Below are 13,347 nucleotides of genomic sequence, written 5' to 3'. Positions count from 1 at the left end.
TATGTAAAGTAGATAAGAAGGCATCTATGAGTAAACACGATGGCTATTATGTTTTGTCTGTGCAATTTATTGGAGTCGATTTCTTGTTGAGGTTGATTATAGTTTGCTTATTCGGGAAAAGCTGTGGAAAGAAACGATGTGAAAATTCAAGTGTTAAAAGAGGAGGATCGTATGACTGCCGGAAAGATGAATCTAAAGAATCCTTCACATGATGCAACTAGCTCCCCATACTTAGCCCGTAACCTATGGTCAGGCTTCTTGTTCGGCCTTGGTTTAGTGGCCTTTATCGATGAAGCGGTTTTTCATCAATTGTTGCACTGGCACCATTTTTATGACAAGTCCACGACAAGTATTGGATTGGTCTCAGATGGTTTGTTCCATGCTTTTAGTTGGTTTGCGACAGTCGGATCGCTATTTATGCTCGCAGATCTTCGCCGGCGAAACGCGTTGCGGCTCACTAGATGGTGGGGAGGGGTGCTGCTAGGGGCAGGAATATTCCAGTTATACGATGGCACAATCCAGCATAAGCTGATGCGGTTGCATCAAATTCGCTACAATGTGAATCTTCTTCCTTATGATTTGACATGGAATATCATTGCGATTGGTATGATAATAGCAGGTGCGATTCTCATCATTCGTGCACGAAATGATTCACAACCGCCAAGGGGGACGCATTCACATGAACATCAATAATTACGTTCATCACGGCACGGGCACCCATATTGATTACGCAAATGGGATACTAGCGCAGCTACTATTGGCATTGCCGTTTTTCCTGCTATTAGTTGTTTATATCTTCGCTGCATTTATATCTAATCGCCGCCATAAGCACTGGCCAATCCATCGCACGATCTTTTGGGCGCTTGGAGTTCTGTGCGCCATTGCCGCAGTGATTGGCCCTCTAGCGAATCGTGCTCATATGGATTTTACAGCACATATGATGGGGCATTTGCTACTGGGAATGCTTGCTCCGCTTCTGATGGCGTTAGCGGCGCCGATGACTCTTGTCCTGAGAACACTCAATGTGACTCTCGCCCGACGTCTTTCTAACGTGCTGAAGAGTTGGCCGATTCGTATTTTGGGACATCCTGTTGTCGCCTCTTGTCTTAATGTCGGAGGACTATGGTTACTTTATACGACTGACTTGTATGCTATGATGCAGCGAAATGTACTTTTGCATATATTGGTACATATACATGTATTCCTTGCTGGATATGTTTTTACCGTGTCTATGATTTATATTGATCCAATGCCGCATAAGTCTAGCTTTGTCTGTCGGGCCGTCGTATTAACAGTTGCGTTAGCTGGACACAGCATCTTATCCAAATACATCTATGCTCACCCGCCTCATGGCGTCTCTACAGAGCAGGCGGAAATGGGAGGGATGCTAATGTACTACGGTGGAGATGTGATTGATGCTGTTCTTATCTTCATGCTATGTTTTCAGTGGTTTAAAGCTACCCGACCTCGAGCATCGGTAGGTATGGAGCAGTGCTCAAAAGTCTCGAATTATAATCAAGGTTGATTTTTATGATCGCATGGTACGGTTTGCTGAAGGAGAAAAATGGCCACTATCCTTAGTTTAACATCGGCTAGGGGTTGTAGGCTCATTTTATACGGGATTATTAACAAAAAGGTATCCCGCAGAAACGGGATACCTTTTGTAGGAAGCGGATAAAAATGATCATTCTGTTGAAACGGAAGGATCAGCTTGCTCTTTTGTCGGACTAATCTGGAAGAAATGATGTTCAGGATGTTCCAGTAAAGGCTTTAGGGCCTCGGCCTCCTGTTCCTGCTCATGTTCGATGAGTAAAGCGATATATTGAGACAATAGCGCTTTTACATCTGCTCGGCTCTGCCCGTTGAGGGGTTCAATACGAACTTGGGCCCCCTTGGCGATTCGGCGTTCAAGAGCAGCTCTTGTTAACCCCATCTCCGGTTGATGACGTAAATAGACGACCCCGCCTGTCATACCAGCACAAATCCATGGTCCTGGATCGCCGAGAACAAGCCCGCGTCCATTTGTCATATATTCAAAGGCAAATCCTTTAATATTCGCGCGAGCCCCAATATTGCCATGCTCTTGTTCCGGGATTGGCGCGGTGACTTGACCGCCAATAATTAAGTCCGCTCCTGAGAGGCGAATGCCTGCGCGCGCATCTGCATTTCCTTGAGCGACAAGCAATCCTTTTTGTGCTCCGTAGCCAAATCCTTTTCCGACAGAGCCGTTATAAAACTTTCCATCTTTTCCTTTTGATTTAAAGATGAGGATGCTGCCTCCAAACGATGTTTTGCCAATTCCATCCTGTGCTCCGCCATCTACATGAATGTCGATTCCATGACTATTGTAAGCGCCGAGACCGTTTCCGGGGATGGAGCCATTTTTAAAGCGCAATGTGATGTTTGGCAATTTTTTATACGAGCCATCTAGGCGGCCGCGAACGCGATGGCAAGAGACACGGCTGCCAAGAACCCGCTGCTCCGATGTAACGGTAGAAAATTCTCGAGAACGATGCAGATCCTCTACGCGATGGTCTAAATACTCTGCTCCAGCCGCTACAAGCATCTGCGGTTCTTCTAAGCTAGCTGCTGCTTCTTTTTGAGAAAATTGCTCAATCTCTAATACATTCAGCAGGCTTGCCAAATTTAGTTGATCGAATCCCCTTGTTTGCTCTAATAAATCAGAGCGTCCGACAAGATCTTGCAGCCGCTCATAGCCGAGCGAAGCCGTTAACATCTTTAATTCATGACCAAAAGCAGTAAATAAGTGGACTAATCCTTGCACGGCAGCATTGAATTGTCGCGGTACGAAACGGCGTAATCCATGCTCCTTTGCCTGTGCCTCCGATTCGATTTGCGTAGCGATGCCGACGTGACACGTATCCAAATGACAGCCGCGGCACGTTGTACAGCCGATGGCGATCATAGAAAGAGTGCCAAAACCGATTCGATTGGCGCCAAGCAGCATGATTTTTATGACATCAAGAGCGCTTTTAATCCCGCCATCTGCCCAAATTTCGACTTTATTTCTTAATCCCGCTTCAAGAAGTGCGTTGTGTGCGGCTTTGACCCCAATCTCTACAGGGAGACCGACGTGCTGTAACGCATGAATGCGCGCTGCTCCTGTTCCTCCATCGAACCCACTTAGTGTAATGATATCCGCTCCTGCTTTGGCAATGCCGACTGCAATCGTTCCGATGTTTGGAACGACAGGAACTTTTACAGCAACTTTAGCTTGATCGTTAGCGGTTTTTAATTCTGCAATCATTTGTGCTAAATCCTCGATTGAGTAAATGTCATGATTATTCGATGGAGAAATTAAATCCGAACCAATCGTCGCATTGCGCGCCTCGGCGATTTTGGCAGTGACTTTTGATCCGGGAAGGTGTCCTCCCTCGCCCGGCTTTGCTCCTTGACCGATTTTGATTTCCAATAGATTAGAAGAGTTGAGCAGCTCGGCGTTGACCCCAAAACGCCCTGAAGCAATTTGCTGTCCGCGCGTGCGCGGATATTTTCCAAGCATATCTTTAATTTCTCCGCCTTCACCGTTTAAGCTGATCATATTAAGACGATCAGCCGCCTCTGCGTAGGCGCGAAATGCCACTTCGTTTTGCGAGCCAAACGACATAGAGGCAATGACAAATGGCAAACTATGCTCACCGACACTAATATCTACTTTTTCCGCTGAGAGGCTGTTCTTTGTTTTCTTTAAATCAAGTAAATGGCGGATGGTTGTCGGTGTTTCTGTTTCCAATTCGGTTAGTTTTTCACGATAATGGTCATAAACTCCGGTTTGCGCAACCTCTCCAATCGCTTTCCAAATACGAGGGAAGAGGTGGAAGGTTTTTCTTGGCTTGGCGCTTTCATCGCCATAGTCCGCTAACCGGGCGATCGCGTCCTCTTTTAATGAAGCAAAATTATAGGTTAAAGAATCAGACCCAAAGAAGTTGTCAATTTTTAAAGCATCAGCGACGTCATTATGCAAGCCGATTGATGAGAAAAGGCGGCTATATCCGCGCAATTCATGAATGCCAATAGTGGAAATGACCTTTTCCAATCCTTTATTCAAAGCATTGAATAAATGAACAACCGGAAGAGGGGTGCTTTCAGAAGCAACGGTAGCCATCATTAAATATGGACTAATGGCATCAGCCCCTAACCCGTAAACGACAATGAAATCGTGTAAGGAGCGAATGGCCCCAGAGCGAAGCAGAATCGAACAATGACGGCGCAATCCTTGTTCGACTAATGAGTGATCGAGCATGGATGTGACAAGCAATGGATCGAGCCACAAATGTTCGCGCTGATGCGCTTGTGAGTCGTCGATCACCAGCAATGTTTTCCCTGAGCGGACTGCATCGCATGCCTCGGCAGACAGCCGCTGTAATGCATCTGGGATCGTTTCATCGGCTGAAAAGGTTGCCGAAATCGTATAGGCTAATTTTTTCGCTTGGAACGAATGGACAATTTGATCATAGGAAGGATGCTGCAATAAATCTGCGCATTCATGGCCAAGCTTGCCCTCCACTAAAATAGGAGAAGCCAACTCTATTGCATAAGATACATCTTGCTCTCCAAAGAGCGCAGGACGTTTGCCGATGATGGTGCGTGTTGAAAAATGTTCGGTTTCACGGTCGCGATCAATGGCTGGGTTCGTGACAACCGCCACGCTTTCTTTAATAAAATCAGCGAGATTTTTCCGCCCGTTATCAATAGCGGCAAGAGGAGCATCATGACCGAGTGAACGAATCGGCTCAGCGCCCTTTTCCGCCATTTGTTCAAGGAGCTGGATATGTTCTCGGTCCCATCCAAAAGCAGCATACTGACCATTATGCACTTTGTTTGTGGACGCCATAAATACATGTTTCGCCAAAGCAGGCGGTTCAAGGCGCTTGCGAAAATTAGAAATGTCGAAGCGCTTGGCAAAACGCGCATATACTTCCTCTTGAAAATCAGCATATTCAAACATCTGGATCGCCCCGTTTGCTCCCCATTTAAACCCGATCTTTTCGCCAGGTGCCAAGGGCTTTGGTTCGCCTGTATATTCACTGGTCGGAATAATGCCAGGCTCAGAAGAAAAAATGAAGCGATCTTCCGTTTCTAATTTCCAAAGAGGCCGTAATCCTAGCGAGTCGACACTAAAGACAGCTTCGTCTCCATAGCGGGAAATAATGCCTGCCGGTCCTTGGGAAAAGTGTCCCCATGCTTCCCGAATATACGTATATAAATCTTGCAAATGAGAAGGGTAGGATTTGATTTCGTTAATAATTGGCGGAAACATTAAATCCATTGCTTCAAACAAACTGTAGTCATGACGGCAAATCAGTGTTTCGATTGTGCGGCTTAAATCCTGTGAATCACTTCCGTCTTTTGGAAGGGGAACATCAATCATCAATGCTTCTTCACGAAGCTTAGCGATTGTATTAATCTCGCCATTGTGGCCTAGAGCGCTAAATGGCTGGACCCTGAAAAAATTTGATAACGTATTTGTTGAGTAACGGTTGTGTCCAAGGGTAATCGTCGAAGCAATAAGGGGATTGGCCAAATCCTCATAGTATTTTGGCAATATATCTCCTGCTCCCATTACTTTATAAACAACATGAAAATTGCTCAAAGATGCGACATGAACATTTTCGTCTTGTTCGATATCGATAAGAAGCTCAAAAAGACGCCGGGATAAGTAGTGACCGTTTTGTGAAGGCAGCAGAGCCACCTGCCAAAAAACAGGCTCTTGACGAAGAGCGATCGGTCCTAGTGCACGCGAGTGAGTAACGCGGTCAGACTCAAAGATCATGGATAAACCAAACTGCTGGAATTGTTGTTTTATCGTTTCTTTTATTTTTTCAACATCCGCTGTTCGGTTAATAAAAATATGACCAACTGTAAAAGAAGGATCATTTGCTATCTCCGGATTTTGGCCAGCGGCTGCCAGTTTTTCCATCCAAAGAGCTTTTGGCAAGTCAATGTGAACGCCGACCCCATCACCTTCCCCATTGATAAATCCGGCGCGGTGGTTCATTTTGACAAGTGCTTGAATACAGGTCATAATGTTTTCTTTTGTTGGAATGCGTCGTTTCTCGAGAGCTGACACAATGCCGCATGCGTCATGTTCTGCACGATGAAAATCCTTGAAAAGGGCTGGATTCCAATGTTGTTTCATTTGAGTGGCTTTAAAGTGGGGGATATCCACTTCTCGGCCTTCACCTCCTGTGTACAGTGTTTGGTTTAAGAAAAAACCCCAACAACTAGGGGATCTAGAATCATGTGGGTTTGCTGAATATGCTAGCGCCCATTGCCAATATAAACGCTTTCAGCCTGTATCACTGGCCTTGTTCATCTTCACTCCTTGTTTGCTAAGCGTTTTCAAGCCAACCTGTATATATAAATGCAACTCGGAGATGAAAGGCCTGCTCTCTGGAAAATCGAAACGTTATGATTTGTCTTTATCACATATTCACGTAATAGAATCCTGTGAAAACCTGTGAAATATCGTTGTTTGGCCATCCGACCACCGAATGAACTCCTCATCTTGTAAAAAATAAAAACAATTGGCCGCTAACAAGGAATGGTTTGCCGGCTGCGACAGACAAGCAGCCATTTTTCAAGGTGCTTATTTTATGAGAGCGACTAGTTCTGTAGATAAAAAATATTCAGAATTTATAGTCTATGTTACCATTTTTATTAAGCGAAATCAATTATTTATTCATATTTATGGATGTTGTATTCATTTGAGGAAAAATGTAAAAATAGACTTGTAAACGATTACAATAGAAATAAAAAATGAACGGAAGATAAGGGGCTTCCGTTCATTTTTTGTATAATTATTCATATCTGAGTGATTTAAATGCATTTTCCACTGCTTGAATCGTATATTGGATATCTGATTCTGTATGGGCAAGTGTAATAAACCAAGCTTCGTATTTGGAAGGAGCAAGGTTGATCCCTTGTTTTAACATCGATTTAAAAAATTTAGCAAACATATCTCCGTCTGTCTGTTGTGCTTGTTCATAATTTTCCACTTTTTGTGTTGTAAAATAAACGGTTAAAGCTCCTTTTAGGCGGTTAATGGTAATGGGAATCTCATGTGTTTTTGCATGAGAGAGAATGCCTTCTTCCAGCATGGCCCCAAGCCGGTCAAGATGCTCGTATGCCCCTTCCTGCTGCAATTCTTCTAAGCAGGCGATTCCAGCAAGAATAGACGCGGGGTTGCCGGCCATCGTTCCAGCTTGGTATGCTGGACCGAGCGGAGCAACTTGCTCCATAATATCCTTCCGGCCGCCGTATGCTCCGATTGGAAGACCGCCGCCGATAATTTTTCCAAGTGCAGTTAAGTCAGGCTCAATACCCAGCAAATTTTGTGCCCCTCCATACATAAATCGGAATGCCGTAATAACTTCGTCGTAAATGACGAGTGCCCCGGCTTGATGAGCGATTTCATTCACTGCTTCAAGGAATCCTAGCTTCGGTTCAACAATGCCGAAATTTCCAACAATCGGCTCAACAAGAACGGCTGCCACTTCTTCCCCCCATTTTTCCATTGCTTGTTTAAATGAGCCAATATCATTAAAAGGAACAGTGATCACTTCTTGAGCAATGCTTTGTGGCACGCCAGCAGAGTCAGGAGTACCTAATGTCGAAGGGCCAGATCCAGCAGCGACTAGAACAAGATCTGAGTGTCCATGATAGCAACCGGCGAATTTCATAATTTTATCTCTTCCCGTGTAGGCGCGCGCAACGCGAATTGTCGTCATCACTGCTTCAGTTCCGGAATTGACAAAGCGTACCTTTTCTAATGAAGGAATGGCCTCTTTCAACATTTTGGCAAATGTAATTTCATAAGGAGTGGGTGTTCCGTATAACACCCCGTTTTCTGCCGCGCGTTGAATGGCTTTTGTAATATGTGGATGGGCATGTCCCGTAATGATGGGGCCATATGCGGCTAAATAATCAATATACTTATTGCCATCTACATCCCAAAAGTAAGCCCCTTGTGCGCGTTCCATCACGACAGGAGCCCCTCCGCCAACCGCTTTGTAAGAGCGGGAAGGGCTGTTTACACCGCCGACGATATGTTGCAGAGCTTCTTCATAAAGTTGTTCAGATTTTGTAAATTGCATATTTCAAAAGCCTCCTACGAGAGTTTCTTTACCGCTTCTTATTCTAACATATTTACTTGAGCATACCATTTGTTTCTCTTTTTGACTTTAGATAAACTATTGCTTATGTGGAGGTAGAGAAGTATGGGGAACGTAATTGAAGTTGAAAATTTACGCAAAGAATTTAAAGCCTATTCAAGCCGCTCCGGGCTGATGGGAGCATTTCGAGATTTATTTACAAGAAATTATAAAATCATTCAGGCGGTTCATGATATTTCGTTTACCGTGAACCAAGGAGAAATGGTGGGATACATTGGAGAAAACGGCGCTGGAAAGTCAACGACGATAAAAATGCTGACAGGGATTTTAACGCCGACAGCTGGAAAAGTAAGCGTCAATGGAATGAATCCTCATAAAGAGAGAGAAGCGTTTGTGCGAACGATCGGAGTTGTTTTTGGCCAGCGCTCGCAATTGTGGTGGGATATTGCCGTACAGGAATCGTTTCGTTTGCTAAAAAAAGTGTATCGGGTATCTGACAGTGATTATAAAGAGCATATGGAGCATGTCATTGAAACATTAGATATCGGTCCGCTGCTCGATAAGCCTGTCCGCAAATTATCACTTGGCCAGCGAATGCGCTGCGAATTGGCCGCTGCCCTTATTCATAATCCCCCGCTTTTATTTTTGGATGAACCCACAATTGGCTTAGATGTATTAGTTAAATTAAAGATTCGTGAGTTTTTAAAAGAAATTAATCAAAAATATAATACAACCATTTTATTGACAACCCACGATATTTCGGATATTGAAGCATTGTGTGATCGCGTGATTATGCTCGATGAGGGGAAAATCATTTATGATGGATCACTCCAGCGCTTAAAAGAAAATTGGGGAGAAGGAAAGCAAATTCAGTTTACATTTTCTCAAGAAATTACGTCCGCAGAGCTGCATCCCTTAACGGCTGCTTGGGGTGTGAAGTGGAGTAGGGGAGAACAAGACAACAGTTGGATTGCACATGTACCGAAAGCCCATGTATCAGAGATTATCAGCTGTATTGTGAACCATTATGAGATTCAGGACCTGAATTTGTATGAAATCTCTACAGAAGAAATCATTCGCAACATTTATGAAGAAGGTGTTGCGCATGGATAAATATATGGAAATGATCCGCATTCGATTTTTGATGATGCTGGCTTACCGAACCAACTATTATACAGGTATTCTTATTTATTGCATTAATATCGGAGCGTATTATTTTCTATGGTCTGCGATTTATAGCGGGAAATCGTCGATTCAAGGGATGTCTATTGAAAAAATGGCCACTTATGTAGCCATATCATGGATGGCTAGAGCTTTTTATTTTAATAACATCGACCGAGAAATTGCGATGGAAATTAGAGAAGGACAAGTCGCAACGGAATTAATCCGTCCGTATAATTACTTGGGCATGAAGACGATGCAAGGATTGGGGGAAGGGATCTTCCGCTTGTTATTTCTTTCGCTTCCCGGAGTCGTGATTACCGCCTTGCTTTTACCCCTTCATTTTTCAACTGATATCCATACATGGATGTATTTTGGACTATCTATTATGCTGAGCTTTATTATTAATTCAGAGCTGAATTTACTTGCGGGAGTAATAGCGTTTTTTACACTGAATAATGAAGGATTGCTGAGGGCAAAGAGATTTATTATTGATTTATTTTCGGGTCTGATTTTACCAATTAGCTTTTACCCTGATTGGGCGCAAGAAATCATGAAATACTTTCCATTCCAAGCGATTAGCTATATTCCAAGCATGATTTTCACTGAAAGCTTTCAAGGACAGGCAGTTGTGAATGGGCTACTGTTTCAAGTTATTTGGAGTGTAGTGCTGTTATTTCCTATTTATATGCTTTGGAAGGCAGCGAAAAAGCGGCTTGTGATTCAAGGGGGGTAATGGCTTGTTTTATCTATCTGTCTTTTTTCAATATATGGCACAATATATAAAAACGAAATTACAGTATCGTACAGACTTATTAGTGGAGTTTTTTTCTGATCTTATGTCTCAAGCTGTGAACTTGATCTTTATTCTTGTCGTTTTCGGTCATACAGATTTGCTGCATGGTTGGACGCGGGATGAAATGATTTTTATTTATGGTTTTTTTCTAGTGCCTTTCGCTTTATTTGGTGCCTTTTTTAATATTTGGGATTTTAATGAGAGATACATTGTGCGCGGAGAGCTGGATCGTGTATTGACACGTCCTGTGCACAGTTTGTTTCAAATTATATTGGAGAGAATGGAGCTTGAATCGCTGCTTGGAGCAGTTACAGGCTTCATTATTATGGGATATGCAGGATCGCGTTTAGATCTAGATTTCCACTGGTATGATGTCCCGATCTTTCTATTATTTGTGATTGGTGGAATGTTCATATATGCAGGTGTTTTTATTGCGCTGGCGACCATCAGCTTTTGGTCTGATGCGAGAAGCTCAATTATGCCGATGATGTATAACATCAGCAACTATGGCCGGTATCCCATTGATATTTATAATCGCGTGATTCGTTATATATTAACATGGGTTCTGCCATTCGCTTTTGTGGGAGTGTATCCATCTGCTTATTTTCTTGGCAAAAAAGAATGGTATGTGTACTCTTTTTTGACCCCTGTCATGGGAGTGGCCTTTTTTGTTTTAGCCCTTTTGCTATGGAACGCAGGTATCAAACGGTATCGTGGAGCTGGAAATTAGTAAAAGGCAGGAATCGCATGGTTCCTGTCTTTTTTAGTTTATAAAAAACAAAGCCGCAGGCGGATGAGTGTATCACATGGAAGCAAGGAGAGGAATTCTGCTCTGTTTAGACGTAGGTCACTTTTGGATGTTTATGTTTTTTATGGGGGGACGCATAGTGTAGAGATGAGCCCTTGATTGCTGAAACCCATTGATTCTTTGGGAAATCGGTGTTGTGTCAAGTGAATAACGAGAATTCAAAACAACAATAGGGCCGTACAAATGTTAGATATAAGCGCAAGTATGCGGATGGAATATCTCTTTTTTGTCCCACATATCCATGTATAGATATGTATGGGGTGATTGCGATGTTAGTATTAGGTGCCGTTATATTTATTTTATACGCAAGCATTGCTTCGATGTGGGTAGCACAATCCAAAAGAAAGCCATATATCTCAGCAGAAAATTTTGTTGCGCTGCTCTTACTATATTTTACAATGATGCTGGGGTTTGGACTGATATATGCGTGGATGCAAATAAACGGATACAATGTGTTTACAAGAAATATTGAAGAGGAGACCAACAGATTTGGTCATATTTTACTCGATGGCTTGTATTTAAGTGCTACGACATTGTTGTCTGTCGGCTATGGCGATATTGTTCCTGTAGGAATTGGGAAATGGATTGCGGTGGTCGAAGCTTTATTAGGGTATATTATGCCAGCTACATTTATTACTCGTTTTGTTATTGATGGGAATAAAAAATGAACATTGAAACATTCGTTTTTTTTCGCTACGCTAATAAGAGATTGAAAACGAAACCTGTTGGTCTAGCGATACATTGATAAAAATTGAGATGGAGGAAGAGCAGATGGTTCTTGAAATTGGACAGCTTGCCCCAGATTTTCTGCTTCCGGCAAGCAATGGCAAAACAGTATCTCTTTCTGATTTTCGCGGAAAATATGTGGTGCTCTATTTTTATCCGAAAGATATGACGCCGGGCTGCACAACTGAGGCATGCGACTTTCGGGATTATCATGGACAATTTAACCGCTTAGAGGCTGTTATTTTAGGAGTAAGTACAGATCCGGTTGAGCGCCATAAAAAATTTATTGAAAAATATGAACTCCCCTTTTTGCTGTTAGCTGATGAGCAGCATGAGGTAGCTGGAAAATATGGGGTTTGGAAATTAAAAAGAAGCTTTGGAAAAGAATATATGGGCATTGAGCGTTCTACATTTGTCATTGATAAGTCAGGGATTTTAATTAAAGAATGGAGAAATGTTAAAGTAAAAGGACATGTAGAGGAAGCTTTGGGGTACATAAATAATTTATCGGGGTCTAGGTAAATGTCCATGCCAAAAGAAAATAAGGAGAATATATTAAAAATGTAGGGCATACCTCCTCATAAATGAAACGATGTTTTGCGGAAAATATTTCCGCTTATTTTTTTGTGAAAAATTCTTCAATAAGATTATATACTATATTAATGATAGGAATATTGACAAAAGGCATGAAATAGCGGTAGACTAATTATAAAAATTATAAAATAATAATTCTTTTTTAATAAGAAAGCGAGGTGCATGGCGGTGCCCGAAAACTCAATGTTAAAGGAAGCGCTTGATACGTTGAAACAAACAGGAGTGCGCATAACTCCGCAACGTCATGCGATATTGGAATATTTGGTTCGTTCCATGTCACACCCAACGGCAGATGAGATATATAAGGCTTTGGAAGGAAAGTTTCCGAACATGAGCGTAGCCACGGTTTATAATAATCTTCGCGTTTTTAAAGAAGTGGGGCTTGTAAAAGAATTGACTTATGGTGATTCATCAAGCCGCTTTGATTTTGTCACTTCTGACCATTATCATATCATTTGTGAGCGGTGTGGCAAGATTGTTGATTTTCATTATCCAGGATTAGATGAAGTCGAAGCGTTGGCTTCACACGTAACAGGATTTAAAGTAAGTCATCATCGAATGGAAGTGTATGGGGTATGTGCTGAATGCCAACACGGGCATCATTCTCATTAAAAAGCTGATAGCAGTAAAAGGCTATCAGCTCTTTTTTCGTTTCCGATTGTATTTTTCGTCAAACTCTTTTCCAGCTAGTTCCGGATCCAATGTTAGCGGTTCTCGGCAATACATGCACATATCGACTCTCCCCAGCATTTTTGTCGTTTTTCCACATGTTGGACAAACCACTTGAACCGTTTTTGTCGATAACATACCGATCCAAAAATAGACGACTGTGCTGGCAATAATAAAAAGAAGCCCTAAAATCATAAATATGGTCATAATCAGCATGGAAGTACGGAAAAATACTCCTATATACATAACAATAAAGCCGATAAAGATTAAACTTAAAGCAAATGTGCGGATTTTGTTGATTTTGCTGGAATATTTTATTGACATTTTACTCTTCCCTCCTAACAACAACTATACCATAAAATTGCATGATTTAATCTGATTTCAAGCAATTTTGTAAGAGGAATTTTGCGATTTTTGTCGAATTAGCTGGTAATAGCATTCGGATAAATATTTATGGA

General features: G+C 42.3%; 11 protein-coding genes. 8 read left to right on the top strand and 3 right to left on the bottom strand.

Going from position 1 to position 13,347, the window contains the following annotated elements; genetic code table 11:
* Positions 1-186 precede the first annotated feature (186 nt).
* Both GFC28_RS09950 and GFC28_RS09945 read left to right on the top strand, forming a co-directional pair.
* A complete protein-coding gene (locus tag GFC28_RS09950) occupies positions 187-693 on the top strand; it encodes a DUF2243 domain-containing protein (protein WP_044741774.1) in 507 nt (168 codons plus the stop codon).
* Positions 680-1,525, top strand: a complete 846-nt coding sequence (locus GFC28_RS09945; RefSeq protein WP_044741729.1) for a cytochrome c oxidase assembly protein — start codon at positions 680-682, stop codon at positions 1,523-1,525. The genes GFC28_RS09950 and GFC28_RS09945 overlap by 14 nt, the downstream gene beginning before the upstream one ends.
* A gap of 159 nt (positions 1,526-1,684) precedes the next feature.
* Here GFC28_RS09945 and GFC28_RS09940 read toward each other — a convergent pair whose 3' ends face one another.
* Entirely contained in the window at positions 1,685-6,160 is a 4,476-nt protein-coding gene (locus GFC28_RS09940; RefSeq protein ID WP_044741773.1) for a glutamate synthase-related protein, read from the bottom strand.
* Positions 6,161-6,821: 661 nt separating this feature from the next.
* Entirely contained in the window at positions 6,822-8,117 is a 1,296-nt protein-coding gene (locus GFC28_RS09935) for a glutamate-1-semialdehyde 2,1-aminomutase (RefSeq protein WP_044741728.1), read from the bottom strand.
* 123 nt (positions 8,118-8,240) lie between these two features.
* Between GFC28_RS09935 and GFC28_RS09930 the strand changes: the two genes are divergently transcribed.
* The 6 genes from GFC28_RS09930 to perR all read left to right on the top strand — a co-directional run bounded on the left by GFC28_RS09930 (position 8,241) and on the right by perR (position 12,832).
* The gene (locus GFC28_RS09930; RefSeq protein ID WP_044741727.1) at positions 8,241-9,248 is read left to right on the top strand and encodes an ABC transporter ATP-binding protein; all 1,008 of its coding nucleotides are present in this window, start codon (positions 8,241-8,243) and stop codon (positions 9,246-9,248) included.
* Positions 9,241-10,032, top strand: a complete 792-nt coding sequence (locus GFC28_RS09925) for an ABC transporter permease (protein WP_044741726.1) — start codon at positions 9,241-9,243, stop codon at positions 10,030-10,032. The genes GFC28_RS09930 and GFC28_RS09925 overlap by 8 nt, the downstream gene beginning before the upstream one ends.
* A 4-nt stretch (positions 10,033-10,036) precedes the next feature.
* Positions 10,037-10,822, top strand: coding sequence for an ABC transporter permease (locus tag GFC28_RS09920; RefSeq protein WP_044741725.1), 786 nt, complete (start codon positions 10,037-10,039; stop codon positions 10,820-10,822).
* A gap of 347 nt (positions 10,823-11,169) precedes the next feature.
* Positions 11,170-11,568, top strand: a complete 399-nt coding sequence (locus GFC28_RS09915) for a potassium channel family protein (RefSeq protein ID WP_044741724.1) — start codon at positions 11,170-11,172, stop codon at positions 11,566-11,568.
* A 103-nt stretch (positions 11,569-11,671) separates the two neighbouring features.
* Entirely contained in the window at positions 11,672-12,148 is a 477-nt protein-coding gene (gene bcp, locus GFC28_RS09910; protein ID WP_044741723.1) for a thioredoxin-dependent thiol peroxidase, read from the top strand.
* A 234-nt stretch (positions 12,149-12,382) separates the two neighbouring features.
* Positions 12,383-12,832, top strand: coding sequence for a peroxide-responsive transcriptional repressor PerR (perR, locus tag GFC28_RS09905; RefSeq protein WP_044741722.1), 450 nt, complete (start codon positions 12,383-12,385; stop codon positions 12,830-12,832).
* A 24-nt stretch (positions 12,833-12,856) separates the two neighbouring features.
* On the opposite strand, the gene GFC28_RS09900 is transcribed toward perR, so the two are convergent.
* Positions 12,857-13,213 carry a YgzB family protein gene (locus tag GFC28_RS09900; RefSeq protein ID WP_044741721.1) on the bottom strand — a complete coding sequence of 119 codons (357 nt, stop codon included), beginning with the start codon at positions 13,211-13,213 and terminating at the stop codon, positions 12,857-12,859.
* Positions 13,214-13,347: the final 134 nt, after the last annotated feature.

The sequence above is a fragment of the Anoxybacillus sp. B2M1 genome (assembly GCF_001634265.1).
Lineage (GTDB): Bacteria > Bacillota > Bacilli > Bacillales > Anoxybacillaceae > Anoxybacteroides > Anoxybacteroides rupiense.
The sequence above is the reverse complement of the archived record's forward strand: the minus strand, read 5'-3'. Positions and strand labels throughout refer to the sequence as shown.